Source organism: Brevibacterium sp. Z349TD_9 (genome assembly GCF_056173565.1).
The window spans coordinates 2,131,519-2,157,433 of sequence record NZ_CM149680.1 but is presented as its reverse complement, the minus strand read 5'-3'; the positions used below and the strand labels follow the sequence as shown (position 1 = coordinate 2,157,433).

22 protein-coding genes and 1 tRNA gene are annotated in these 25,915 nt (G+C 69.7%); 16 read left to right on the top strand and 7 right to left on the bottom strand.

What is annotated here, in order from left to right:
- Window positions 1-122 precede the first annotated feature (122 nt).
- The 6 genes from AC0VYB_RS10135 to metX all read left to right on the top strand — a co-directional run bounded on the left by AC0VYB_RS10135 (window position 123) and on the right by metX (window position 10,142).
- Window positions 123-1,907 (top strand): HNH endonuclease signature motif containing protein, encoded by a 1,785-nt coding sequence (locus AC0VYB_RS10135; protein WP_009375881.1) that lies wholly within the window; start codon window positions 123-125, stop codon window positions 1,905-1,907.
- Between the two features lie 39 nt (window positions 1,908-1,946).
- Window positions 1,947-2,606, top strand: a complete 660-nt coding sequence (locus AC0VYB_RS10130; RefSeq protein WP_009375879.1) for a P-loop NTPase family protein — start codon at window positions 1,947-1,949, stop codon at window positions 2,604-2,606.
- Complete coding sequence (locus tag AC0VYB_RS10125; protein ID WP_009375877.1) at window positions 2,596-4,239, top strand: DNA polymerase Y family protein; 1,644 nt, start codon at window positions 2,596-2,598, stop codon at window positions 4,237-4,239. Before AC0VYB_RS10130 ends, AC0VYB_RS10125 begins: the two co-directional genes overlap by 11 nt.
- Window positions 4,239-7,658 carry an error-prone DNA polymerase gene (locus tag AC0VYB_RS10120; protein ID WP_475384684.1) on the top strand — a complete coding sequence of 1,140 codons (3,420 nt, stop codon included), beginning with the start codon at window positions 4,239-4,241 and terminating at the stop codon, window positions 7,656-7,658. The genes AC0VYB_RS10125 and AC0VYB_RS10120 overlap by 1 nt, the downstream gene beginning before the upstream one ends.
- 125 nt (window positions 7,659-7,783) lie before the next feature.
- Entirely contained in the window at window positions 7,784-9,106 is a 1,323-nt protein-coding gene (locus AC0VYB_RS10115; RefSeq protein WP_009375873.1) for a bifunctional o-acetylhomoserine/o-acetylserine sulfhydrylase, read from the top strand.
- 1 nt (window position 9,107) lies between these two features.
- Window positions 9,108-10,142, top strand: a complete 1,035-nt coding sequence (gene metX, locus AC0VYB_RS10110; RefSeq protein WP_009375871.1) for a homoserine O-acetyltransferase MetX — start codon at window positions 9,108-9,110, stop codon at window positions 10,140-10,142.
- A gap of 91 nt (window positions 10,143-10,233) precedes the next feature.
- Here metX and AC0VYB_RS10105 read toward each other — a convergent pair whose 3' ends face one another.
- Window positions 10,234-12,267, bottom strand: a complete 2,034-nt coding sequence (locus AC0VYB_RS10105) for an acyl-CoA dehydrogenase family protein (RefSeq protein WP_009375868.1) — start codon at window positions 12,265-12,267, stop codon at window positions 10,234-10,236.
- Window positions 12,268-12,317: 50 nt separating this feature from the next.
- Entirely contained in the window at window positions 12,318-12,965 is a 648-nt protein-coding gene (locus tag AC0VYB_RS10100) for a TetR/AcrR family transcriptional regulator (RefSeq protein ID WP_101623749.1), read from the bottom strand.
- Between the two features lie 58 nt (window positions 12,966-13,023).
- Here AC0VYB_RS10100 and AC0VYB_RS10095 point away from each other — a divergent pair, with 58 nt between their 5' ends.
- From AC0VYB_RS10095 to AC0VYB_RS10075, 5 genes are all read left to right on the top strand, one after another.
- Window positions 13,024-14,313: an acetyl-CoA C-acetyltransferase gene (locus tag AC0VYB_RS10095; protein WP_009375861.1), complete on the top strand. Its 1,290-nt coding sequence runs from the start codon at window positions 13,024-13,026 to the stop codon at window positions 14,311-14,313.
- Window positions 14,310-15,665, top strand: coding sequence for a 3-oxoacyl-ACP reductase (locus AC0VYB_RS10090; RefSeq protein ID WP_009375858.1), 1,356 nt, complete (start codon window positions 14,310-14,312; stop codon window positions 15,663-15,665). Before AC0VYB_RS10095 ends, AC0VYB_RS10090 begins: the two co-directional genes overlap by 4 nt.
- On the top strand, window positions 15,665-16,510 hold the full coding sequence (locus AC0VYB_RS10085) for a MaoC/PaaZ C-terminal domain-containing protein (RefSeq protein WP_009375856.1): 846 nt from the start codon (window positions 15,665-15,667) through the stop codon (window positions 16,508-16,510). The genes AC0VYB_RS10090 and AC0VYB_RS10085 overlap by 1 nt, the downstream gene beginning before the upstream one ends.
- A 181-nt stretch (window positions 16,511-16,691) precedes the next feature.
- Window positions 16,692-16,779, top strand: a tRNA-Leu gene (locus tag AC0VYB_RS10080).
- A gap of 160 nt (window positions 16,780-16,939) precedes the next feature.
- Entirely contained in the window at window positions 16,940-18,247 is a 1,308-nt protein-coding gene (locus AC0VYB_RS10075) for a M20/M25/M40 family metallo-hydrolase (protein ID WP_009375853.1), read from the top strand.
- On the opposite strand, the gene AC0VYB_RS10070 is transcribed toward AC0VYB_RS10075, so the two are convergent.
- Together AC0VYB_RS10070 and AC0VYB_RS10065 are read right to left on the bottom strand one after the other, a co-directional pair.
- A complete protein-coding gene (locus tag AC0VYB_RS10070) occupies window positions 18,201-19,211 on the bottom strand; it encodes a DMT family transporter (RefSeq protein WP_009375851.1) in 1,011 nt (336 codons plus the stop codon). The two genes, AC0VYB_RS10075 and AC0VYB_RS10070, sit on opposite strands and share 47 nt — an antisense overlap.
- Window positions 19,208-19,411, bottom strand: coding sequence for a DUF5703 family protein (locus tag AC0VYB_RS10065; RefSeq protein WP_176472425.1), 204 nt, complete (start codon window positions 19,409-19,411; stop codon window positions 19,208-19,210). The genes AC0VYB_RS10070 and AC0VYB_RS10065 overlap by 4 nt, the downstream gene beginning before the upstream one ends.
- Window positions 19,412-19,448: 37 nt before the next feature.
- Between AC0VYB_RS10065 and AC0VYB_RS10060 the strand changes: the two genes are divergently transcribed.
- Window positions 19,449-20,162, top strand: coding sequence for a histidine phosphatase family protein (locus AC0VYB_RS10060; protein ID WP_009375847.1), 714 nt, complete (start codon window positions 19,449-19,451; stop codon window positions 20,160-20,162).
- A gap of 3 nt (window positions 20,163-20,165) precedes the next feature.
- Here AC0VYB_RS10060 and AC0VYB_RS10055 read toward each other — a convergent pair whose 3' ends face one another.
- Window positions 20,166-20,999, bottom strand: coding sequence for an undecaprenyl-diphosphate phosphatase (locus AC0VYB_RS10055; RefSeq protein WP_009375845.1), 834 nt, complete (start codon window positions 20,997-20,999; stop codon window positions 20,166-20,168).
- A gap of 69 nt (window positions 21,000-21,068) precedes the next feature.
- Here AC0VYB_RS10055 and AC0VYB_RS10050 point away from each other — a divergent pair, with 69 nt between their 5' ends.
- Entirely contained in the window at window positions 21,069-21,968 is a 900-nt protein-coding gene (locus AC0VYB_RS10050) for an aldo/keto reductase (protein WP_009375843.1), read from the top strand.
- Window positions 21,969-21,973: 5 nt separating this feature from the next.
- Here AC0VYB_RS10050 and AC0VYB_RS10045 read toward each other — a convergent pair whose 3' ends face one another.
- Complete coding sequence (locus tag AC0VYB_RS10045) at window positions 21,974-22,276, bottom strand: hypothetical protein (protein ID WP_009375840.1); 303 nt, start codon at window positions 22,274-22,276, stop codon at window positions 21,974-21,976.
- 77 nt (window positions 22,277-22,353) lie between these two features.
- On the opposite strand from AC0VYB_RS10045, the gene AC0VYB_RS10040 reads away from it, so the two are divergent.
- The 3 genes from AC0VYB_RS10040 to mshC are packed head-to-tail and all read left to right on the top strand — an operon-like array spanning window position 22,354 to window position 25,037.
- Window positions 22,354-22,917 carry a DUF3090 domain-containing protein gene (locus AC0VYB_RS10040; RefSeq protein WP_009375837.1) on the top strand — a complete coding sequence of 188 codons (564 nt, stop codon included), beginning with the start codon at window positions 22,354-22,356 and terminating at the stop codon, window positions 22,915-22,917.
- Window positions 22,918-22,927: 10 nt separating this feature from the next.
- A complete protein-coding gene (locus AC0VYB_RS10035) occupies window positions 22,928-23,737 on the top strand; it encodes an SCO1664 family protein (RefSeq protein WP_009375835.1) in 810 nt (269 codons plus the stop codon).
- A 40-nt stretch (window positions 23,738-23,777) separates the two neighbouring features.
- Window positions 23,778-25,037, top strand: a complete 1,260-nt coding sequence (gene mshC / locus AC0VYB_RS10030; protein WP_009375833.1) for a cysteine--1-D-myo-inosityl 2-amino-2-deoxy-alpha-D-glucopyranoside ligase — start codon at window positions 23,778-23,780, stop codon at window positions 25,035-25,037.
- 26 nt (window positions 25,038-25,063) lie between these two features.
- Here mshC and AC0VYB_RS10025 read toward each other — a convergent pair whose 3' ends face one another.
- Entirely contained in the window at window positions 25,064-25,894 is an 831-nt protein-coding gene (locus AC0VYB_RS10025) for a proteasome assembly chaperone family protein (RefSeq protein ID WP_009375831.1), read from the bottom strand.
- Window positions 25,895-25,915: the final 21 nt, after the last annotated feature.

The window sequence follows — 25,915 nt, the reverse complement described above, 5'->3', positions numbered from 1 at the left end:
TTCGAGTGCGCTGATCTCTCCGTGATCGGGCTTTCTATGTCAGTGCCGACCTCTACCGTGGATGCATGGTTCGACCGCCATGGGGGCGAATGAACCGCAGCGGCCGAGGGGAAGGTGCCGACATGGACGAGGCGATCGGATTGGTTCAGACGGTGTCGACGGCGGAGTCGACAGCAGCGTCGACGACAGAGCCGAATGCAGGCCGGACGGGGTGGAAGGGAGGCGGGGGAGTCGGTGCGGGGTATCCCGAGGGAGGCCGCGGTCGGAAGCGCAGTGAACCGTATCAACCCGTAGATTCCGTATCTACCGTATTCGGCGGATCGACGTCGCCGGGCAAGCCCGTCATCAACCCCTTCGATCCGCGACCGGTCGCCGACGACGCCGATCCCGCGGAGTCCAACGACGGCCTCCATGCGCTCACAGGCAGTGAGATCGTCTCCGACATCCAGGCCAACATCGCCTGCGTCGCCCACTGCCAGGCGCGGATCATCGCCCTCATCGACGAGGCCGAGCGCAGAGACCTCTGGGCGCAGTGGGTGGGGGTGAAGAGCCTGCCCGGCTGGGTCATGCACATCGCCTCGGTGAGCGCCCACACCGCACGGGAGTATGTCAGGGTGATGTACGCCCTGCGCAGGATGCCGCGCGTCAAGAAGGGTCTGAGCGAGGGAGACCTCAGCTACTCGAAGGTGCGGGAGGTCTCCCGCCTCGTCGACCGGATCCCCGATGAGGATGCCGCGCGCCTGGCGAAGGTCGGCACCGGCGCGCAGGTCAGCGTCGTCTCACGCAACTATCGGAAGCTCAGCGCTGCCGAGGAGTCAGGTGAGCTTCCGCGGTGCCTGCCGCAGGACGACGTTCTCATCTGCACGGCCGGCCCCGGTCGGACCCGCATCGTCATCGACCTCCCCGAAGACGATGCGGCCGAGATCGTCACGATGCTCGCGGCCGCCCGGCGCATCATCGAGCGCAGAGACGCCGAGGCGCAGCGCCGCGCGGACGAGGCCGCTGATGGCGGCGGTGCGCCCCGGCGTCGCGAGCGGATCCCGCAGACCGCGTGCCTCATGGAGATCGTCCGCGCTTTCCCGCACGCGCAGCCCTCGGGTGCCGTCGACCTCGATCGGGCGCGCATGCTCGTCCACACCTCCGCCGAGGTGCTCGTCCGCTCCGGTGCCGCCCTCCTCGCGTCCGAGTCCGACTGTCCTGACAGCGTCCCCGCGGGGACGCCGGATGACGACGACGTCCCCGCGGGGACGTCGGAAGGGTTCGATCCGGACGCTGACGACCCCGGCCGTGCCGACGAGACGTGTCGGATCGACGGGTTCGGCGGCATCACCGCCGCCACGGCCCAGCGTCTGGCCTGCGAAGCACTTGTCAGCGGGATCATCAAGGACGAGTCAGGCGATGTGCTCAGGCTCGGCCGATCGAAGCGGCTCGCGAGCAGACGGCAGCGGATGGCGCTGAGCGCGCGCGACGTCGGCTGCCAGTTCCCCGGCTGCCTCGCCCGGAGAGGCTGCGAGGCCCACCACATCCGGCCGTGGTCGCAGGGCGGGGCGACCGATCTCGACAACCTCATCCTGCTCTGCCGCTCCCACCACATCGCCGTCCATGAGCACGGCCTGAGGATCGTGCGGACGACAGCCTCGTTCTCGGGAGCGCTCGAAGGGGCGCCGGCGTTCGCGTTCCTCCTCCCCGACGGGCACCAGCTCTTCGCGTGCGAGGAGGAGGACCCCTTCCACCGGGTCTTCGATACCGCGCGGCTCGGCGAGGTCGTCGAGGCGGTTGAGAAGGCGACCGAGAATGCCGATCCGAGCACCCTCGGCGGGGGCTACGGTTTTGACCTGGGCAATTGTCTGGCATGGATGTTCGAAGCGGAAGCGCGACACGCCCGAGCGAACGAAAAGGTCGCCTGAATCTTGCCTATTTCGAACACCAGTTCGATAATAGATGTCATGTCCGCAGCACCACTCATCGAACAGCTCAGCCGGGAGATGGGGATCTCCACGGCAACGTCCCTGTTCGACGGCCATCCGCCTCGACCCGTGCATCCTGTGCTCGCGCCGATGTTCCGGCGTGGCGGCCTGCCGCGTGGAGAGATCGTCTCCTTCACCGGCGGACAGTCGCTGACCTGTGCTCTGGCAGCGATCGCCGCGTCGACCCAGGAGCAGAAGTGGTGCGCCGGGATCGGCCTCGGTGAGCCCGCAGTGTCCTCGATCGCCGACCTCGGCATCGACCTCGGCCACTTCGTCAACCTTGCGACCCCGCCTCAGGACTGGCTGCGGGTGGCCTCGATCCTCATCGAGTCCTTCGACATCCTCCTCATCGACCCTGCCTACCTCCCGAGCCCGGGGGAGCGTGCCCGACTGCTCGCGAAGGTGCGCGAGAGGAAGATGAGCGTCATCAGCCTCAGCCCGCTGTCGGGCAGCACCGAGCAGATCGAGATCACCGGTCTGCGCTGGTCGGGCACCGATCACGGTCGCGGACGGCTGCGCTCGTGCCTCGTCGAAGCCCGCTCGCAGACCGGCGTCCACCGCTTCCTCCTGCCCGGTCCCGACGGAACCCCCGCCGAGGTGTCGGAGACGGAGAGGCCGGTGATCCGCAGTGTCGGCTGATCCCACGCGCACCCTCGTCCTCACCGTTCCCGACTGGCCGGCGGTCGCCGCTGCCGTCGAGCACGAACTCAGCCCGGGCACCCCGGTCGCCGTCCTCCACGCGGGCCGGGTCATCGCCGCCAACGCCCCGGCCCGGGCCGCAGGCATCGCCATCGGCAACAACAAGCGGGCCGCGGGATACCGCTGCCCTGAGGCCCGGGTCCTTCCGTGGGACGAAGACGTCGACAACCGTCACTTCTCCGCCGGGGTGGGCGCGCTCGAGGACCTCGTCGCCCGCTTCACACTGCTCAGCCCGGGAACCCTGGCGATTCCCCTCGATGCGCTCCGGCACGGCTACCCCGATGAGGCCGCCGCCGTCGAAGCCCTCGTCTCCGCCCTCGTGCCGGCGACCGGCTGGGAGTTCTTCCCCGGCATCGCCGACACTGTCTTCGCCGCCCGCATCGCCGCCTCCCAGGCGAGCCGGATCGAACCGGGGGAGACCGTCGAGTTCCTCGCCGCCCAGCCGATCACCGCCCTCGAGTCAGCGGACGGGGACTGGGCGGAGCTCATCGACGTCTTCACCCACCTCGGGCTGCGCACTCTGGGGGCGCTCGCAGCACTCGACGCGGTCGACGTACTCTCCCGGTTCGGCCCGCAGGGACGGCGCGCGCACGACCTCGCCTCGGGACGGGACGAAGCACCGCTGCGCGACCACACCCGGACCGAGGACCTGTGCGTCGAGAGCGCACTGGAGACCCCGACGACCCGCAGCGACACACTCGGCTTCCTCGCCCGACAGCTCGCCGCCGACCTGCTCGGCCGCGTCCGCGGCAGCGGACTCGTGTGCACGCAGGTGACGATCGACCTCCTCGCCGCCGGTGGACAGTCCTCGAGCCGGACCTGGCGGATCGAGGACATGAGCGAGAACGCCATCGCCGACCGCCTGCGCTGGCAGGCCGAGGGGTGGCTGGCCAGCGTCGGACGCGGGAATCCCGGACGCGGTGGGGTCGGCAGCACCGCCGGCGGCGGCAGTGCCGTCGGACGCGGGAGCACCGGGGAAGACGCGGACGACCCGGGCCCGGATCCCGAGGACTTCTCCGAGGAGGGGATCACCGCGCTCGGCCTCACCGCCGCCGAGCTGACGACCCCGATCGGGGCGACGCGCAGCCTCTTCGATGAGAACACCGGGCAGATCACGCACACCCTCGAGCGTCTGCAGGGACTCTTCGGACCTGACTCCGTGCTCGTGCCCGGACTCCAGGGCGGGTGGGATCCGGCGGAGACGAACCTCTGGACCCCCTGGCAGCAGACGGCGTGCCCGACCCGCAACCCGCAGGCGCCGTGGCCGGGTTCCCTCGGGGCACCCCGGCCCACCACCGTCGACCATGTCGCCGTCGACGTGTTCTCAGCCGGGGGAGGACCGGTCGACGCCCGTCCGTCCGGGCTCGCGCAGCCTCCCCGCGCGATCCGGTTCCCCACCGGCACCACCGAGGCGATCGTCGACTTCTCCGGATCGTGGCCCATCGAATCCGGGTGGTGGGATCCCCAGCGGGCGACGTACCGGACCCGTCTGCAGGTCGTCACCGAGTCCGGGCGTGCGCTGCTGCTGAGCAAGGAGTCCGGCCAGTGGTATCTCACAGGGGAGTACCGCTGATGGGATTCAACAATCCGCGCACCCCGTGGTCGGAACTCGCCCGCCGCCTCGAGGGCAGAACAGCATCGAAGGGCACGCCTGCGGGCACAGCGCCGGAGGGCACGCCCGAGAGCCCCGCGGCGGACGCCCCCGCCGGGAACCGGGCGGGGACGAACACCCGCCCGGTCGACAGGCACGCCGACGGCTCCGACGCCCCGGCCTTCTCCCGCCCCGACCGCTATCCGGTCTCCGTGGGCCCGCGCGGCCCCGACTCCATCTCCCGCTACCCGGGGTCCCTCGGCAGCGGCACCCCCGGTCCGATCCTCCTGCCCTCGCGCACCCGCCCGTGGGCGGAGCTGCATGTGCACTCCCAGTTCAGCTTCCTCGACGGGGCCTCCGACCCTGAGGACCTCGTGACCGCCGGGGCCGCCGCCGGCCTGAGCGCGATGGCCCTGACCGACCACAACGGCCTCTACGGTGCCGTCCGCTTCGCCCATGCCGCAGCCTCGGTGGGGCTGCCCACCGTCTTCGGCGCCGAACTCTCCCTCGGCCTGACCGAGAAGATCCCCGGACAGACCGACCCCGAGGCGACCCACCTGCTCGTCCTCGCCCGCGGGGTCGAGGGCTACCGCAGCCTCTCGGCCGCGATCACCGAGGCCAACCTGCGCGGGGAGAAGAACCGTCCCGTCTTCGACCTCGAGGACCTCGGGGCCAGGAGTGCGGACTGGATGATCCTCACCGGCTGCCGCAAGGGACCGCTGCGCCGGGCGCTGAGCGACCCCGACGGCGGCCTGAGCGCCCTGCGCCGGCTCATCGGACTCTTCGGCGCCGACTCCCTCGCCGTCGAACTCAGCCGCGACGGCACCCCGGACGACGACGAGAGGCTGCGCCACCTCGGCGAACTGGCATCTCGGACGGGCCTGCCGACGATGGCGAGCAGCAACGTCCACTTCGCGACCCGGGCGCACTGGCGTTCGGCACAGGTGCGCGCCTCCATCCGCTCCCGGCGTCCCCTCGACGACCTCGCCGGCTGGCTGCCGACGACCGCGGAGCACCGCATCCACTCAGGGGAGGAGATGGCCGCACGCTTCCCCGCCGAGTCGCTTGAGACCGCGGCGCGGATCGGCACGGACTGCGCCTTCACCCTCGAGACCGCGCGTCCCGACCTGCCGCGCGCTCCGATGCCCGATGACCGGGAGGCCGAGGAGTACCTGCGCGAACTCGTCACCGACTGCGGTCTGCGCCGCTACGGCACCCGCGCCCAGCACCCCCGGGCCTGGGAGCAGCTCGAGAAGGAGATGGACATGATCGCCCGGCTCGGCTTCTGCGGGTACTTCCTCATCGTCCACGACATCACGAGCTTCTGCCACCGGGAGTCGATCTTCTGCCAGGGCCGGGGTTCGGCGGCGAACTCCGCGGTCTGCTACGTCCTCGACATCACCGCCGTCGACGCCGTCAAGCACAACCTCCTCTTCGACCGGTTCCTCTCCCCGGACCGCAAGGGGTATCCCGACATCGACATCGACATCGAATCGGGCAGGCGCGAAGAGGTCATCCAGTACGTCTACGACCACTTCGGGCGGGACCGGGCGGCCCAGGTCGCCAACGTCATCACCTACCGGGCGAAGTCGGCGATCCGGGACTCCGCCTTCAGCCTCGGCTTCGCCCCCGGCCAGCAGGACGCGTTCTCGAAGTCGAGCAACCGCTGGTCGACCCTGCCCGAGGCCGACGAGTCCCCGGTGCCCGCCCAGGTCCTCGACGTCGCAGGCGACCTGCTCGGCTCACCCCGCCACCTCGGCATCCACTCGGGTGGGATGATCCTCGCCGACCGTCCCATCGGGGAGGTCGTGCCCATCGAGCACGCGACGATGGACCACCGCACCGTCGTCCAATGGGACAAGGACGACTGCGCGGCGATGGACCTCGTCAAGTTCGACCTCCTCGGCCTGGGCATGCTCACCGCCCTCCACGAGATGGTCGACCTCGTCGCCCGGCACACCGGAGAGTGCATCGACCGGGCGCTCATCGACGACGAGGACGAGGAGGTCTACGCGATGCTGCGCCGCGCCGACGCCGTCGGCGTCTTCCAGGTCGAGTCCCGCGCCCAGCTCGCGACCCTGCCGCGGCTGAGACCCGAGAACTTCTACGACCTCGCCGTCCAGGTCGCCCTCATCCGCCCCGGGCCCATCCAGGGTGGATCCGTCCACCCCTACATCCGCAGGCGGCAGGGCCTCGACCCGATCGAATACCTCCACCCGCTGCTCGAGAAGTCCCTGGAGAAGACGTGCGGGGTGCCGCTGTTCCAGGAGCAGCTCATGCAGATGGCCATCGACGTCGGCGGCTTCACCGGAGCCGATGCCGACCGGCTGCGGCAGGCGATGGGCTCACGCCGCTCGGAGAGGAGGATGGCCGAACTCGCGGAGAAGTTCCGCACCGGCGCCCGGGCCAAGGGGGTCGAAGCCGAGACCGCGGAGGCGATCTTCTCGACCATCGCCGCGTTCGCCAACTACGGGTTCCCCGAATCGCATGCGATCAGCTTCGCCAACCTCGTCTACCAGTCGGCGTGGTTCAAGTTCCATCACCATGCGGCGTTCACCGCCGGTCTCCTGCGCGCCCAGCCGATGGGCTTCTACTCCCCGCAGTCGCTCATCGCCGATGCCCGCCGGCACGGCGTGCCGATCCTGCCCGTCGACGTCGCGCGTTCGAACTCCGGCAGCGACTTGGAGCGCACCGAGACGGGGGAGCTGGGGATCCGTCTCGGGCTCACCGAGGTCTCCCACGTCGGCTCCTTCGCCGAGGTGATCGTCGCCGAACGCGCGAACGCTCCCTTCGCCTCGGTGGCCGACCTCGCCGAACGCACCGGGATCGGCAAGCAGGCCCTCGAATCGCTCGCGACCGCCGGCGCCCTGGCCGGCTTCGACCTCGACCGCAGGCAGGCGCTGTGGCTGGCCGGGGGAGTCGCCGGCGCCCACCCGGGAGTGCTGCCGGGCACGGGGACGGTCTCCCAGGCTCCCGCGCTGCCGACGATGGACGCGTTCGAGACGACCCTCGCCGAGCTCTTCTCCACGGGGATCACCGTCGACGGCTACCCCACCGAGATCCTCCGGCAGGCCCTGACCGAGCGCGGCTACGCCTCGACGGCCGATGCGGCGGCGGCCCCCGACGGCAAGCGGCTCACCGTCGCCGCCCTCGTCACCCACCGGCAGCGGCCGGCGACCGCCTCGGGGATCACGTTCATCAATCTCGAGGACGAGTTCGGGATGCTCAACGTCGTCGCCACAGCGGGGTTGATGAAGCGGTTCCGGTCCGTGGCGACGACCCGCAACGCCCTCGTCGTCACCGGCCTCATCCAGCGCGGGGGAGACGTCGTCAGCCTCTACGCGCACAAGCTCGTCCCCCTCGAGGTGCAGCTGCCGACGAAGGCCCGCAACTTCCGGTGACCGGGAGGGGAGCCAGGTGACCGTGACGAAACATGACGGTCGGTGACGGGTTCATGACGAGTTCGCCGAGGCGAGCGCCGGGAGCGGGTGAGAGTGGGATCACCACCCGCTGCGAAGGAGAAGCCATGGCCCAGTCATTCGAAACCCGCCAGATCCACGCCGGACAGGTCCCCGACCCTGCGACGGGCGCGCGCGCCCTGCCCATCCACCAGACCACCTCGTACGTCTTCGCCGACAACGACCAGGCGAAGAACCGGTTCGCCCTCGCTGAGCTCGGACCGATCTACACCCGCATCACCAACCCGACGACCGAGGTCGTCGAGAACCGCATCGCCGATCTCGAAGGCGGCGTCCACGCCGTCCTCACCGCCTCGGGACAGTCCGCGGAGTTCCTCGCCATCGCCAACATCGCCGAATCAGGCGACCACGTCGTGGCTTCGAAGAGCCTCTACGGCGGCACGTACAACCTCCTCGACGTCACCCTGCGCAGGCTCGGCATCGAGACCACCTTCGTCGACGTCGACGACCTCGACGCGTGGCAGGACGCGGTGCAGGAGAACACGAAGCTCTTCTTCGCCGAGGTCGTCTCCAACCCCCGCTCCGACATCCTCGACATCACCGCGGTCGCCGACATCGCCCACACCGCAGGCGTCCCCCTCGTCGTCGACAACACGCTCGCCACCCCGTACCTCGTGCGGCCCATCGAGCACGGCGCCGACGTCGTCGTCCATTCGGCGACGAAGTACCTCGGCGGGCACGGCACCTCGATCGCCGGGGTCGTCGTCGACGGCGGCACCTTCGACTACGGTGCCCATCCGGACCGGTTCCCCGGCTTCACCACCCCGGACGCCTCCTACAACGGGCTCGTCTACGCCCGCGACCTGGGAGCGGACTCGCCGTTCGGGGCGAACGTCTCCTACGGGCTCAAGCTGCGCGTCCAGCTGCTGCGCGACCTCGGTCCGGCGATCAGCCCGTTCAACGCCTTCCTCATCGCCCAGGGCCTGGAGACGCTGAGCCTGCGCATCGAACGCCACGTCGCCAACGCCGAGAAGGTCGCCGCCTACCTCGAGGGACACGACCAGGTCACCCGCGTCGCCTACGCCGGCCTCGAGTCGAGCCCTTGGCACGAGCGCGCACAGACCTACCTGCCCCAGGGTGTGGGCTCGGTCCTCGCCTTCGACATCGCCGGCGGCTTCGATGCCGCGGTCGCCTTCGTCGACGCCCTCGAGCTCCATTCCCTCGTGGCCAACATCGGCGATGTCCGCTCGCTCGTCATCCATCCGGCCTCGACGACCCATTCGCAGCTCGACGAGGCCGTGCAGGCCGCGGCCGGGGTCAACCCCGCGCTTGTGCGCCTGTCCGTGGGCCTCGAGGGCATCGACGACATCATCGCCGACCTCGACGCCGGCTTCGCCGCGGCCGCGGCGACGCAGTCCACCGCCGCCTGAGATGACCATTCGCAGCACCTCCGTCGAGCGGATCCTCGGCTTCACCACCGACTCCGGGCACACGTTCGGCACCGTCGAGATCGCCTATGAGACCTTCGGCACGCTCAACGCCGACCGGTCGAACGCGATCCTCATCGAGCATGCGCTCACCGGCGACACCCGGGCCACCGACTGGTGGTCCGGGGTCGTCGGCCCCGGTCAGGCCGTCGACACGGATGAGTACTTCGTCGTCTGCGCGAACGCCCTCGGCGGCTGTTCGGGCACGACGGGCCCGCAGTCGCCCTTCTCCGACGGCCTGCCCTACGGGTCGAGGTTCCCCACGGTGACGATCAGGGACATGGCCCGCCTCGAGCACAACCTCACCCAGATCCTCGGCATCGAGACCTGGCACGCCGTCATCGGGGGCTCGATGGGAGGGGCCAGGGCCCTCGAGTTCGGTCTCCTCGATCGGCGCAAGACCGCGAAGTGCGCGATCATCGCCGCCCCGGCCTTCGTCGACGCCGACCAGATCGCGTGGGCGATGATGCAGGAGCGGGCGATCGAGCTCGATCCCGACTACTGTTCGGGCGACTACCAGGCGATCGGGCGCTTCCCGGCCGCCGGTCTCGGACTCGCCCGGCAGATCGCCCATCTCACCTATCGCAACGACGCCGACCTCAACGACCGCTTCTCCCGCCGGCTGCGGTCGGCGGACTACTACGAGGTCACCTCCTACCTCGACCATCAGGCGAAGAAGCTCACCGCTCGCTTCGACCCCCACAGCTACATCCTGCTCACCCGAGCCCTGCGCGACCACGATGTGCGCACCGGACGCTCCGCCGACCTCCGGACGGCCCTGGCCGAGGCCTGCACCGACAGCCTCGTCATCTCCGTCTCCTCCGATCGGCTCTTCCCGCCGAGTCAGGTCGCGCAGCTCGCCGCCAACCTGCCCGGAAGGGTCGAGCATCGGACCATCGACTCGGCGGTCGGTCACGATGGGTTCCTCACCGAGGCGGTCGCCGTCTCCGCGGCGCTGCGGGACTTCCTCACCAGCTGAGCCCGCCGCGGCGCAGAAGCGCTGTGCGGCGGGCTCAGTGTGGGCGGACTCAGCGGGACGGGCCAAGCCCGGGGTCCGGGTGCGTCCGGGTTCAGGCGGTGCGGGAACCGGTCTTCCGCAGCTGCTTCTCCGGGACCGGGTAGTCCCGCTGGGCGCGGGCGCGACGGTAGTAGGCGGCGGCCTCGGCCTGACGTTCGGCCTCGATGCCCGTGGCGATCGTCGCGCGTCGGTGATCATCGCCGTAGCCGAAGGCGTCGACGAGGTCGAGGGCGTTGGCCGCGAGCTTCGCGCACAGCCGGTTGAGGGTCTCGCCGACCTGCCGGGCCCGCGACATCGGGAGGCGACCGTACATGAGGTGCCAGCCCATGTGCTTCTCGATGAGGCTGAGGCCGTAGGTGTCGCGGAGGCGACGGAAGATCTTCTCCTGCGCGGGGTCCTTCTGCTCCTTCATCGCCTCGTCGATGGCCTTCCACTTCTCGAGTTCGACATACGCGCGGGCCATCTCGACGAGTTCGTGCTGCTGGGAGTTGAAGAGCTCGGCGGCCTTCTCCGGGGACAGCCTCGCCGCCGGGCGCAGTGCAGCGGCCAGCCCGGAGACCATGACCTCGAGGCGGGATTCGAGGAGGGTGCGCTGGAGACGACCCGAACGGATCCGCCGCTCTGAGAGATTGGGGGTGAAGACGTCGGAGATCGCGAGTCCGGCGTTGGCGAGACCCGTGCGGTAGAGCGTGTGTTCGGCGGCCTGAGTGCCGATGTAGCGGGCGGCGCCGCCGACGTCGATGTGCGCGAACTCCTTCGCGTAGTCGCCGAGGATGCGCTTGGCGACGAGCTGGAGGAGGACGGTGTTGTCGCCCTCGAAGGTGACGTAGACGTCCATGTCCGCCCGGAGGCCGACGAGGCGGTTCTCGGCCATGAAGCCGGCCCCGCCGCAGGCCTCGCGGCACTCCTGGATGACGTCGAGGGCCATCCACGTCGAATCGGCCTTGAAGGCCGCCGCTCGGGTCTCGAGCAGGGCACGGTTCTCCTCGCTGTCGTCGGCCCCGGAGAAGACCTCCTCGAACGAGGTGAGCAGCTTCTCGTGGGCGAGTGCCGAAGCGTAGGTCGCGGCGAGCGCGGGCATGAGTCGGCGCTGGTGCTGCTGGTAGTCGAGCAGGGTCGTCTCGGTGTAGTCGTCGACGGTCGTGAACTGCTTGCGTTCGAGGCCGTAGCGCACGGCGATGTCGAGGGCGAGCTTGCTCGCGACGACCGCGGCGCCGTCGAGGGAGACCCGGCCCTGGACGAGGGTGCCGAGCATCGTGAAGAACCGGCGTCCGGGGGAGTCGATCGGCGAGGTGTAGGCGCCGGTCTCGTCGACAGCGCCGTAGCGGTCGAGGAGGTTCGTGCGCGGGACGCGGACCGCGTCGAAGGCGAAGCGTCCGTTGTCGACGCCTCTGAGTCCGCCCTTGAAGCCGTCGTCGGAGATGCTCACGCCCGGCATCGGCTCTCCGGCCTCGGTGCGCACGGGCACGAAGAGCGCATGCACCCCGTGGTTGACGCCTGCGGTGATGAGCTGGGCGAAGACGACGGCGGCACGGGCGTCGCGCGCGGCGTTGCCGATGTACTCCTTCGTCGCCGCCGTGAAGGGCGTGTCGATGACGAACTCGTCGGTCTCCGGGTCGAAGGTCGCGGTCGTGCCGATCGCCGCGACGTCGGAGCCGTGGCCGATCTCGGTCATCGCGAACGAGCCGAGCAGCTGGCCCTTCTGGGCGGGCACAAGCCACTGCGCGTGCTGGTCGGGGTTGCCGAGGTGAAGAATCGCCCCGCCGAAGAGGCCGAACTGGACGCCGGCCTTGATCTGGAGGCTCGGCGAGGCGGTCACCGTCTCCTCGAACCCGGCGACAGTGCGCGCATGTTCGTTCGTCCCGCCGAGGGCGGCGGGAAGCGCGGCCATGGGGAGTTCGGTGGCGGCCATGAGTCCGACGGCGGTGAGCGTCGTCGCCCGGGTCGTCTCGAGGTCGTCGGCCGGGTCGAGATGGGTGGTCTCATCGAGGGCGAGCTGCCTGCCGAGGTGCCGGGCGTCGGCCCAGTCGCCGTCGAGGATGGTCTGGATGGCTGTCGGATCGAGGTCGAGGGCGAAGTCGTTCATGCGGATGCTCCTGATCTGATGGGTGCGGACGAGTGGATGGGCTGAGGGGGTCAGGGGGCTGGGAGTGCCGCCCCGGCTTCGGGCGGCAGCGAGGCCCAGAGCCACGTGCTCACCGAGGCGGCGAAGGCGTCGGGGGAGCCCGGTGACTTGAGCCAGGTCTCCGTCGCGGCACGGACGAAGCCGATGGCGCCGGCCGCCCAGAGCCTGCCGTCGTCGCCGTCGAACCGAGAGTCGGTGACGTCGAGGTCGAGGCGTTCGGCCAGCAGGTCGGCGACCTCGGAGAAGAAACCGCCCTGCTCGCCGGGATCGAAGCGGCCCACGGCCTGGTCGCAGAACCGGTAGACGTTCGGTGCTCCCGCGGCGAGGCCGACGAAGGCGCGGATCATCGCCTCGAGGGTGTCCCGGCGGTCGACGGGTCGTGCGTCGTCGGAGTCGGCGACGGTGGTGCTGGCTTCGTCGAGGGAGTTCGCGATCACCTGCATCGCCCAGTCGCCCATCGCCTCCTGGAGACCCGCACGATCGGTGAAGTAGCGGTAGAGCACGGCTTTCGTCGTCCCGGAGAACTCCGAGATCTGCTCCATCGAGAGGTCGTCGCCGCGTTCGTCGACGACGTGGCGGACGGTGCGCAGCAGCTCGCGCCGGCGGGAGTCGCGGTGCTCCTGCCACCTCGTCGAGCGGCCGTCTGTGAGCGATTTCATGTTACAGACGGTATCAGGTACTGTCGGTATCAGCTAATTCCACTCAACGGAGGTGCCAATGTCCGCTCCCACCCACCGCGCCGTCATCCTCGGCGGCAACCGCATCCCCTTCGCCCGCTCGAACAAGCAGTACGCGAAGGCGAGCAACCTCGACATGCTCACCTCGACGATCGACGGCCTCGTCGCCCGCTTCGGCCTCGCCGGGGAGACGATGGGCGAAGTCGCCGGCGGTGCCGTGCTCAAGCACTCGAAGGACTTCAACCTCACCCGTGAGGCCGTGCTCGGATCGGCACTGTCCCCGACGACTCCGGCCTTCGACATCGGCCAGGCCTGTGCGACCGGACTCGAGACCGTCGTGAGCCTGACGAACAAGATCAACGCCGGACAGATCGAGTCCGGCATCGCCGCGGGCGTCGACTCCGCCTCCGACGCCCCGATCGTCGTCGGGGACTCGCTGCGCGAGATCCTCCTCGAACTCTCCCGCGCTAAGACGCTCACCCAGCGGATGCGCATCGCCGCCCAGATCCGGCCCGCCTACCTCGCTCCGCAGGCCCCGTCGACCGGTGAGCCGCGGACGGGCCTGAGCATGGGTGAGCACCAGGCGATCACGACCGCCGCCTGGGGGATCAGCCGGGAAGCGCAGGACGAACTCGCGCTGGCCTCCCACCAGGGACTTGCCCGCGCGTGGGACGAGGGCTTCTTCGACGACCTCGTCACCCCCTACCTCGGGGTGAGCCGGGACACGAACCTCCGGGCCGACTCGAGCCTCGAGTCCCTCGCGAAGCTCTCCCCGGTCTTCGGCAAGCGCCTGCCGGAGCCGGCGACGATGACCGCAGGCAACTCGACGCCGCTCACCGACGGCGCAGCCTCCGTCCTGCTCGGCAGCGAGGAGTGGGCCGCCGACCACGGCTTCACCCCGCTGGCCCGGATCGTCGACGCCGAGGCCGCCGCCGTGGACTTCGTCGACGGCGCCGAGGGCCTCCTCATGGCCCCGGCCTACGCGGTGCCCCGCCTGCTCGCGCGCAACGGGCTCACGTTCGAGGACTTCGATGTCTTCGAGATCCACGAGGCCTTCGCCTCGACCGTCCTCTGCCACCTCGCGGCCTGGGAGTCCGAGGAGTTCAGCCGCGAGAAGCTCGGCCTCGACGGACCCTTCGGCACGATCGACAGGACGAAGCTCAACCCGCTCGGCTCGTCGCTCGCCGCCGGGCACCCCTTCGCCGCCACCGGCGGGCGCATCATCGCGACGACGGCGAAGTACCTCAAGCTCACCGGAAAGAAGCGCTCCCTCGTCTCGATCTGCGCCGCAGGCGGACAGGGACTCACCGCGATCGTGGAGGCAGCATGAAGGACACCTACCTCGACCTCATGAGCGGACCGCTCGGCAAGGTCGCCAAGACCCTCGGGCTGCCCCAGCCCGTCGAACTCCAGCGCTTCGACTCCACTCCGGAGTCGTACCGGCGCAAGCCCGTGCTCGTGCTCGGTCCGGGCTCAGGAGCACAGACGATCGCCGACCTGCTCCTCGACAACGGCTTCGAGGTCCGCAGGCACGCGGTAGCGGGCGAATCGCTGCGGGCGATCATCGCCGTCCTCGACGAGGCAGCGACCCCCGAGGGGCTCTCGGAGACCGTCCTCGCCGTCGGCGGCGCGCTGCGTTCGCTGGCGAAGTGCGGCCGGGTCGTCACGATCTCACCGGCCCTCGACCCGGACGAGCAGGACCCGCAGCTCGCCGCGACCGCGCAGGGGCTGACCGGCTTCACCCGGTCGCTCGCCCATGAGATGCGCCGGGGTGCGACGGCCAACGGCATCCTGCTCGGACCCGGCGTCGGCATCGACGCCCCTTCGGTCACCGCCGCCCTGTGGTTCCTCCTCTCGGGCAAGTCCGCGTACGTCGATGGGCAGTTCCTCACCGTCGGATCCGGTGCCGGTACCGCGGCCACCGATGCGCAGTTCCTCGCCACCGGCACGGACGGCCCTCTGGCGGGGCGCACGGCCGTGGTCACCGGTGCCGCCCGCGGCATCGGCGCCGAGGTGGCCCGTGTCCTCGCCCGCGACGGCGCCCACATCATCGGCGTCGACATGCCCCAGGCCGGGCAGGCCCTGGCGCAGGTGATCAACGCCGTCGGCGGGAAGTCCCTGCAGCTCGACATCACCGCAGACGGTGCCGCCGACGCCATCGCCGAGGCGGCCGGGGGTCGCGTCGACATCCTCGTCCACAATGCGGGGATCACCCGGGACAAGCTGCTGGCGAACATGGACGCCTCCCGGTGGGATTCCGTCATCGCCGTCAATATCGCCTCCCAGGCGCGGATCAACGCCCGCCTGCTCGATGAGGGCCGCTTCGCCGAGGGGGCGCAGGTCGTCTCCCTGGCCTCGACCTCGGGGATCGCGGGCAACCGCGGGCAGACGAACTACGCGACGTCGAAGGCCGGGGTCATCGGACTCACGGCCGCCTCGGCGAGGGACTTCGCGGCACTCGGGGGCACGGCCAATGCGGTCGCCCCCGGGTTCATCGAGACCGACATGACTGCGGCGATGCCCGCGCTCACCCGTCAGGTCGCCCGTCGCCTCTCGAGCCTCCAGCAGGGCGGACTGCCCGTCGACGTCGCCGAGACCATCGCGTTCCTCGCCTCGGCCTCGGCGCGCGGGATCAACGGACAGACCCTGCGGGTGTGCGGTCAGAACATGGTGGGTGCGTGATGAGCATGCTTCCCGTCTATGCGAAGGCCCTCGTCAAGGCCCTGCCGTTCGGTCCGCAGCCGGGCGCCTCACTCCCGGACCGGGAGATCGGGCGCAGCGTCGCCCTCGAGGCGACCGCGTACGCCGGGTTCACCCGGGTCGTCGAAGCGCCGCTGACCGACACCGTCCACCCCGGCTACCTCCACATCCTCGCGTTCCCGCTGAGCATGCAGCTCCTCGCCGACCCGGCGGTGCCGCTGCCGCTGGTGGGCATGGTCCATGTGCGCAACCGGATGGACGTCCACCGGCCGGTGCGCATCGGTGACGTCGTCGACCTCAACGTCTCCCTCGCCGGACCCTTCACCCACCCGGCGGGCACGACGATCGACGTCGTCATGCGCGCCTCGGTCGACGGCGAACTCGCCGTGACGGAGACGACGACGTACCTCGCGAAGGGCAAGCACCTCGACGGGGCGAAACCCCAGGAGCAGCCCGAGCGCGAGGACTTCGTCGCTCCGCGGCCGACCGCGCTGTGGCGGCTCGACCCGATCATCGGACAGCGCTACGCGAAGGCCTCCGGGGACTACAACCCGATCCACCTCAACGGGCTCGCCGCCCGCGGCTTCGGGTTCCCCCGCGTCATCGCCCACGGCATGTACACGGCATCCCGGGCACTCGCGGTCGCCGACCCGAGGCTCGATGCCTACCGGTGGGACGTCTCGTTCGCCAAGCCGATCCTCCTGCCCTCGACGGTCGGGTTCGCCTTCACCGCAGGCCACCGGCACGAGAGCGCCCGGTTCGCGGTCTTCGACCCGGCCAAGGGCAAGCCGCACGTCCTCTCCTCCGTCGAGGCGATCGAGGGCTGACCGGCACCGGCGAGCCCGTCGGTGACCGGCACCGGTGAGCCCGCCGGTGAACGCCCCATGACGTGCCCCTGACGACGGCATGAACGCCGTGGTCAGGGGCCTCGTCATGTGGGGTCGCTCACATAGTGCCGATTCGATTTTGCGTCGCCGGAGATGGCGTGTAGAGTAATTCCTGTTGCCAGCGCGGGTGGCGGAATTGGTAGACGCGCTAGCTTGAGGTGCTAGTGTCCAACTTATCGGACGTGGGGGTTCAAGTCCCCCTTCGCGCACAACAGAGAAGGCCCTTCCGGAGAGATCCGGGAGGGCCTTCCGTCATTCACAGGACTGTCGGTCCTCACGCACCCGGTCCTCGGCACCCGGTCCTCGCGTCCGGTCGCGTGTGGGATAACGTGGATCCTGTCCAGCACGCCGCAACGAAGGGGATCGACAGTGTTCGACTTCAGCACCGCCGAGGCCGAGGTGACCTCCCTGTGCCAGCAGCTCATCCGCATCGACACGCAGAACTGGGGCGGGAACAAGGCCAACCCCGAACGGCCGGCCGCCGAGCTCATCGAGTCCTGGTTCGCCGAGGTGGGGCTGGACTCGACGATCGTCGAATCCGCTCCCGGCCGGGCGTCCCTCGTCACGCGCATCCCCGGTGCCGATGCGACCGCTCCCGCGCTCGTCGTCCACGGTCACACCGACGTCGTCCCGGCCGCCGCCGAGGACTGGAGCGTCGACCCCTTCGCCGGCACCATCAAGGACGGGCTCCTCTGGGGCCGCGGCGCCGTGGACATGAAGGACATGGACGCGATGATCATCGCCTCCGTGCGTGACATGGTCCGCCAGGGTCTGACCCCGCGCCGTGACATCATCGTCGCGTTCTTCGCCGACGAGGAGGCCGGCGGTGAGTACGGTGCCCGGTACGTCGTGCGCAACCATCCCGAGTTCTTCCGCGGTGCCACCGAGGCGGTCTCCGAGGTCGGCGGCTACTCCGTCGACATCCGCGGTCAGCGGGTCTACCTCATCCAGACCGCGGAGAAGGGCCTCGCCTGGCTCAACCTCATCGCCCACGGCTCCGCCGGGCACGGGTCGCAGCGCAACGACGACAACCCCGTCACCCGTCTCGCCGCGGCGATCGCGCGCATCGGCGAACACGAGTGGCCGCAGGAGATCCCGATCGCGACCCGGCAGCTGCTCGAAGGCGTCTCCGAGATGACCGGCATCCCCTTCACCGCAGAGACGATCGGTGAACTGCTCGCCGAACTGGGCTCGGTCGAGAAGTTCGTCGCTCCGACCCTGCAGAACACGTCGAACCCGACCTACCTCGACGCCGGCTACAAGCACAACGTCATCCCCGGGACTGCGACCGGCTACGTCGACTGCCGCACGCTGCCCGGTCAGCACGAGGACGTTATGCTCACGATCAAGGAGCTCGCGGGGGAGGGCATCGACATCGAGGTCAACGAGGAGGGTCCCGCTCTCGAAGCCCCGTTCGAGGTTCCCCTCGTCGCGCAGATGCAGGCGAGCCTGCGCAGCGCCGACCCCGAGGCGGCGATCCTGCCGTACACGCTCTCCGGAGGCACCGACAACAAGTCGCTGTCCGAGCTCGGCATCGCCGGCTACGGCTTCGCGCCGCTGCGCCTGACCGGCGACCTCGACTTCCCCGCGATGTTCCACGGGGTCGATGAGCGGGTGCCCGTCGACGCCCTCACGTTCGGGACCCGCGTCCTCGGCGACTTCCTGATGAAGGCGTGATCGTCACCGCGATCCCCGCGAGCACTCCTGCGGCGCTGAGCACCGTCGTCACGCTCACGAGCGAGCCCGGCAGCGGCAGCAGGGCGTCGAGGAGCATCGCCCCGAGCAGGTTGCCGAAGAGCGAGAAGAGGCTGAGCAGGAGCACGCCGAGGCGGGCGACCGTGAGTGAGGTCAGCCCGATGAAGACGACCCCGAATGCCCCGCCGAGGAGCAGCCACCACTGACCCGGTGCGGTGGGGAAGTCCGTCCACCGTGCACCTGCGGCCATGACGAGGGCGGTGGCGAGGACGAGGGCGAGCAGCCCCGTCGCGAAGTTCGTGGCGGTCGCGACGAGCGCCGAGCCGGAGGCGGCTCGGATCCGACCGTTGAATGCCTGCTGGACGGCGGTGAGGGTCCCCGAGGCGAAGGGAAGCAGGGGAGCCCAGAGCGGCACTCCGCCCGCCAGTCGCTCTTCGGTGCCGACGGCGAGGGCGGCCAGGACGATGAGGACGCCGAGGATGCGCAGCAGGGTGGGTCGCTGTCGGCCACCGGGCGGCAGCCTCGTCGCGTCGACGACGAGTCCACCGGTGACCTGCCCCGAGACGAAGGCCATCGTGAACATCGCCACGCCCATGATCGGCACGGTCGTCGCCTGTGCGACGACGACGAGCGCCCCGCTGAGTCCGCCGAGGACCATCCACCACGGAAGCCTGCGGGAGCGCACGAGACGGACGAGGACGACGGTGCCGGTCCGAGCCCGTGGCGAGCAGACGAGCACGGCGCCGACGATGAGGAGACCGGTGGCGAAGGAGACGAGGGCGGCGAAGACCGCGTGACCGAGGACGGGGCCGAGCAGGCCGTTCGCCCGCCCCTGGAGCGACATCGCCGCACCGGCGACGATCGTGACGAACCCCGCTGTGAGCAGCGTGAGGAGGGAGGATGCTCCGGGCCCAGCCGAGCCCGAGGAACCGCAGGCTGCGGTCAACCGGCGGCAGGCAGCGGCATGATCTTGCGCCGCAGCCACACGGTGCGGGTGCCGCCCGCGGTGATCCTGGTCCGCGCAAGCTCCCACTGGCCGTACTCGGCCTGGTCGTTGAGCTCCTGCAGCGTGACGGAGCGCGGGACGTCCTTGGAGAAGGAGACCGACCTGTACTCGTAGGTCATTCTCGGGCGCTGACGTTTCATAGGCCCACTGTAGACGATGTGGGCTAGTCTGGATCGTATGCCCGTCATCGTCCTCCTCAGGCACGGACTCTCGAGCGCGAACACGGCAGGGATACTGGCCGGACGCGCCCCCGGCGTGTCACTGACCGAGGACGGAGTCCGCGCTCTCGAGGACACACTGCGGATGCTTCCGCGCAGCGACTTCTCCCGCCTCCTCCATTCCCCGCTCACGCGGTGCGCGGAGACGGCGGCGATCGCCGCCCGCTTCGCCGGATTCGGAACGACGGAGGTGGCCGAGGACTTCATCGAACTCGACTACGGCGACTGGACGGGGCGCCGCCTCGAGGATCTCGTCACCACCCCCGAGTGGGAGACCGTGGCGCAGCGGGCCTCGCAGATGCGCTTCCCCGGTGGGGAGTCGATCACCGAGGCGGCAGATCGTGCGGTGGCCGGCGTCGCCGGGCTCGTCGCCGAACTCCGTGCTGTCGAGGAGGCGAAGCGCGAGGCCGCGCAGGCGAGCGCCGAAGAGGCTGGGAAGGACGGCGGCGACCTCCGCGAATGGGCGATGGTCGTCTCCCACGGCGACATCATCAAGGCGATCATCGCCGATGCGCTCGGCATGCCCCTCGACGACTTCCAGCGGCTGTCGGTGGCCCCCGGGTCGTTCACCGTCATCGACTACACGGGACGCATGCCGGTGATGACGGCGATGTCGATCACCGCCGCCGGGCTCTCCGTGTCAGGGGTGCCCGGCGGCGGTGGACTCGCGTGAGCCTCAGAGCGGCTGGAGGACGTTCGTGGCGAGCAGGATGTAGATGAGGATGCCGAGCGCCACCCGGTACCACACGAAGATCGCGAACGACCGGGTCTTGATGTAGCCGAGGAACCAGTGGATGACGACGAGGCCGAGCCCGAAGGAGATGACGGTCGCGAGGATCGTCGGTCCCCAGCCGAGGACCATGTCGTTGGCCCCGAGGCTCTTGTAGATCCCGTAGAAGCCCGAACCGAGGACGGCGGGGATCGCGAGGAGGAACGAATAGCGGGCGGCGGCCGGGCGCTCGAAGCCCATGAAGCGACCGGCCATGATCGTCCCGCCGGAGCGGGAGACGCCGGGAATGACGGCGAGTGCCTGCGCGAGACCGTAGACGATGCCCTGCCCCCACGTCATGTCATCGAGGGTGTACTGCTTCTTGCCCACCCAGTCGGCGAAGCCGATGATGAGACCGAAGACGATGAGCATCGTCGCCGTGATCCACAGGCTCCGGAAGGCGCCTTCGATGTAGTCCTGGAAGAGGAGGCCGATGACGACGATGGGGATCGAGCCGATGATGATGAGCCAGCCCAGCCGCACCTCGGGGTCCTTGCGATCGTGTCGGCCGACCAGCGCCTTGCACCACTTGGTGATGATGGAGACGATGTCGTGCCAGAAGTAGACGACGACGGCGGCCTCCGTGCCGATCTGGATGATCGCCGTGAAGAACGCGCCCGGGTCCTGACCCGGGAGCAGCCATTCCCCGACGATGCGCACGTGCGCCGACGACGAGATCGGAAGGAATTCCGTGAGTGCCTGGACGATTCCGAGCACGGCGGCCACGAGCCAGTCGTACATGGGTCTCCTTGAGAAGGGGGTGGGGGAACGTGACCACGGTAGTCGGCGAATCGGGTAACCTCAAGAATCATGAAGCACAACCGCCTCGGCACGACCGGTCTCGACGTCAGCGATGTGGGCCTCGGCACATTCGAATGGGGACACCGGGTCGATGCGGACGGGGCGCAGCGCCTCGTCGACGACTTCGCCGCCGCGGGCGGGAATCTCCTCGAACTCCCCAGCTCCGGCCTCCACGCCGCCGCCGTGCTCGGACAGCTCACCCTGCCCGATGACCTCGTGCTCGCCGGCCGGGTCGGAGTCTCGGTCAGTGAGTCCTCCCACATCGAGCTCGGCCTCGGGCGCGCCCGCATTCTCGACCAGGTGCGCCGGCTGCTCGAGACCACGGGGCGCGACCATCTCGACATCCTCGTCCTCGACGTCTTCGACGAAGAGGTCGACCGCTCCGAGACCGCCTCGGCGATCGACACCCTGCTCACCCTCGGCACCGTCCGCTACGTCGGCGTCTCCCACCACACGGGCTGGCAGCTCGCAGAGATGCGCGGTGCGGGCATCCCGATCGCCTGTGCTCTCACCGAGTACTCGCTGCTCAACCGCGATGCCGACGCCGACCTCGTCCCCGCCGCCGACTACGCGGGAGTGGGGATCATCGCTGGAGCCGGCCTCGGGCGCGGCGTGCTCACGGACAAGTATCAGCGGGCGACCCCGCAGGACTCCCGTCTCGCCGGGGAGCTCTCCGACTACGTCTCCGCCTACCTCGACGACCGGTCGGCGAAGGTGCTTGCCGGGGTGCGTCGGGCGGCGGGGGCGCTCGGCGTGAGCACGACCGACATCGCCCTGGCCTTCAACCGCGACCGCGGGATTGCCTCGACGCTCGTCTCAGCACGCACCCCCGAGCAGCTCGCGCAGATCCTTGACAGCGACGTCGCCCTCGCCCCGGAGATCGCCGAGGTGCTCGAGCAGATCTCCTGAGCGGCTCACCTCCGGGAGTCGACCTCGTCCTCGTCGTCGTCATCGTCGGCGACGCCGAACTCGTCGTAGTCCTCGTCCTCAACGTCGTCGGCCTTCGCATCCTCGACATCGTCGAAGAGCTCGAAGGGGGTGACCTCGTCATACGCGGTGTAGATGGCGTCTTCGTAGATCTCGAAGGCGTCGGCGAGTGCCATGTAGGCGGCTTCGACGCGAGGGTCTTGGTCTCCGTTGCGGTGCGCGGATGCGGCGAAGTGCTCCCTCACCGCTTCGAGGAATGCGTCCAGGGCCTCACGAGGATCTGTGCTCATGACTCAAATGTATCCCAGGCGGGAGAGAGAAGCCTAGGGTTGAGGGAGCAGGACGGCTTTGAATTACCCTAGACGGCATGGCCTCACTCTACGATCACCCCACCCCTGATCGCTTCGTCGTCGGCACGGTCGGTCTGCCGGGGGAGCGGACCTTCCTCCTCCAGGCGAAGTCCGGGTCCGCGCTGACGACCGTGATCGTCGAGAAGGAGCAGGTGGAGATCCTCGCCGACCGCATCACCGAGCTCCTCGACATGGTGATGATCAAGGACCCCGCCGCCCGCGTCCCGCAGACGGCGATCGATGACCGGATCGACAACGCCGGTCTCAACGTCCCCATCGACCCGGAGTTCCGGGTCGGGACGATGAGCCTCGGCTGGGACACCGTCGCCCACGAACTCGTCGTCGAATGCTTCGAACTCACCGAGGAGGACGCGCAGGCGGGAACCTCGGCCGACCCCGACGACGACGCGGTCGAGCGCGACGTCCTGCGCACCGTCCTCGACGCGGCCGGAGCCCGCGAGTTCGCCCGCCGCGCCGAACAGGTCGTCTCCGCCGGGCGCGGCGACTGCCCGTTCTGCTCGCTGCCGCTCGAGCCGGAGGGACACCTCTGCCCGCGCGCCAACGGCGTGGCCCGAGCCTGAAGCGCGGAGGATGACCCGCGACCTCATCGAGACCGCTCTCACCCAGGGCGAGTCGACGCTCATGGGCGACATCCCACGGGCGAGCAATGCCACCTCCCTCGTCGTCGTCGAATCCGGGGAGCACACACTCAAAGCCGTCTACAAGCCGATGTCGGGGGAGCGGCCGCTGCGGGACTTCCCCCGCGGGACGCTCGGGCTGCGGGAGGTCGCGTCCTACCGACTGAGCCGGCATCTCGACCTCGGCGTCGTCCCCCCGACCGTCCTGCGCACCGACCTCCCGGCGGGACCCGGCTCGCTGCAGGCCTACGTCGAGGACGCCGGAGACGACGACCCCGTGGCACTGACCGGGGTGGCCGAGATCCCCGACGGGTACGTGCCGATGTTCGCTCTGCGCACCGAGGAGGGACGCGACCTCGTCCTCTCCCACAGCCTCGGCGCGGGGCTGCGGCGCATCGCCTTCTTCGACCTCCTCGTCGGCAACGCGGACCGCAAGGCCGGACACATCATCACCGGCAGCACCCTGCCCGGCGACCCCGACGCCGAGAGCACCTACGGCATCGACAACGGACTGAGCTTCCACACCGACGAGAAGCTGCGCACCGTCCTCTGGGGCTTCGCGGGCGAAGCGTTCGATGCCGCGGAGACGGCGGCCCTGCAGGCCGTCTCCGCCATGCCCGACGAGCTCGCTGAGAGCCTCGGCGAGTGCCTGGCTCCCGCGGAGATCAGCGCCCTCACTGACCGCGCCGTGGCTCTCACCGAGGCCGGCGCCTTCCCCGAGCCTCCGGGGGATCGCACGGTCATCCCGTGGCCCCCGATCTAGGAAATGCTCGAATCCCGGCCTCTCGGTTAGGCTGGTCTGCGTGAAGTCTTGGTCCGCTCCCGAACTGCCCTCTCTGTCCACCCCCGGCATCCTGCCCACGGTCTTCGACACGGGGGCGCGCAGTCCTCGGAAGCTCACCGGCAAGGACGGGACGGCGACCCTCTACGTCTGCGGGATCACCCCCTACGATGCGACCCACCTCGGGCATGCGGCCACCTACGTCGCCTTCGATCTGCTCGGTCGGGTGTGGCGCGACGCCGGACTCGACGTCGTCTACGTCCAGAACACCACTGACGTCGACGACCCCCTCCTCGAACGCGCGGAAGCCACCGGCGTCGACTGGCGCGAACTCGCCGACTCCCAGATCCAGCTCTTCCGCGACGACATGGAGGCGCTGCGCGTCGTCCCGCCGCAGGACTATGTCGGCGTCGTCGAATCGATCCCGCAGATCGCCGAGGCGGTCGCGGCGCTCATCGAGGCCGGAGCGGCGTACACGCTCGAGACCGGCGACGTCTACTACCGGGTCGCCACCCCGGTCCAGCCGCCCTTCGGCAGCGTCAGCCACGACGACAAGGCGACGATGCTGCGGCTGTCGGCCGAACGCGGCGGAGATCCGGAGACCCCGGGCAAGGAGAACCCGCTCGACCCGCTGCTGTGGCGGGCCGCGCGTGACGGCGAACCGTCCTGGGACGGGGGCAGCCTCGGACCGGGCCGACCCGGCTGGCACATCGAGTGCACGGTCATCGCCGAGGAGAAGGCCGGACTGCCCGTCGACGTCCAGGGCGGGGGCAGCGACCTCGTCTTCCCCCACCACGAGATGGGGGCCGCGCACAGTGCGGCATGGCTCCACCGTCCGCTCGCGAAGACCTACATGCACACGGGCATGGTCGGCTACCAGGGCGAGAAGATGAGCAAGTCGAAGGGCAACCTCGTCCTCGTCTCCCAGCTGCTCGCCGAGGGCGTCGACCCCATGGTCATCCGCACGGTGCTCCTGTCCAACCACTACCGCAGCGACTGGATGTTCACCCCCGAGCTGCTCGAGGCGGCGGAGAAGCGGCTCGCTGCATGGCGACATGCCGCAGACCGCGAGGCCGAATGCCGGGAGGGCCTGCGCGGACACATCATCGCACTGCTGCGCGAAGCCCTCGCCGACGACCTCGACAGCCCGCGGGCGCTCGGGATCCTCGACGAATGGGCCGAGCACTACGCGGACTCGCCGGCAGGGGATGCCGGACCGGTGAGCGGCGACCGCGTCGCCGACGCCGTCGACTCCCTCCTCGGGATCCGCCTGCGCGACTGAGACCGCGTGCTGCCGGTCCCGGCCGCCTACCTGTCCCGGCCGCGTCCGCGCAGGTAGCGTTCGAACTCCGCGGCGATCGCTTCGCCGCTGGCCTCGGGCAGCTCGGTGGCGTCGATGCGCTCCTCGAGCTCCTTGACGAGATCGCTCAGCTGCGGATTCGCGGAGACCACCTCATCGGCGCCGAGCTCCCAGGCCCGGCTCTCCTCCTCGAGGATCGGGATGTCGATCTCGACTCCCGTGGTCCGTTCGACGGCGCGGACGAGAGCGAGTTCCGCCTTCGGCGACGGCGAGTCGCTCAAGTAGTCGGGCACGCCGACCCAGAGGTTGATCGACTTGAGCCCGCGCCATGAGCACGCCACCCCGAGGAGCCCGAGGATGCCGATGGGACCGGAGTAGCTGTTGATCTCGATCCCGAGCTCGGCGGCGAGTTCCGGGTCCTCGGTGTTCGCGACGACAGGGAAGGGACGGGTGTGCGGGACCTCTGCGTGGAGTCCGCCGAGGAGGACGACGGAATCGTCCTCACCGACCTCGGCGAGGATGAGGGAGAGGAACTCCCGCCATTTGAGCCCGGGTTCGTGCCCGTGGATGACGGTCACCGGGGTGCCTGCATGCTCTCCGCGGTGGACCTCGACGCCGGGCCACGCGATGGTCGCCCTGCCCGTCTCGTCGCGTTCGATCTCGGGCTCGGAGAAGCGGAACTCGTAGAAGCCGTCGGTGTCGAGGATCTCGCTGTCGTCGAGCGCCCAGGCGTCGATGAGGTCCTTGACCAGAGAGCTCGCGGCCTCCGAGGCGTCGGCATCCTGTCCCTCGAACGCGATGAAGACGAGCGCACCGTGACCTGATGGGAGAAATGTCATGCGACCAGATTACGCTGGAAC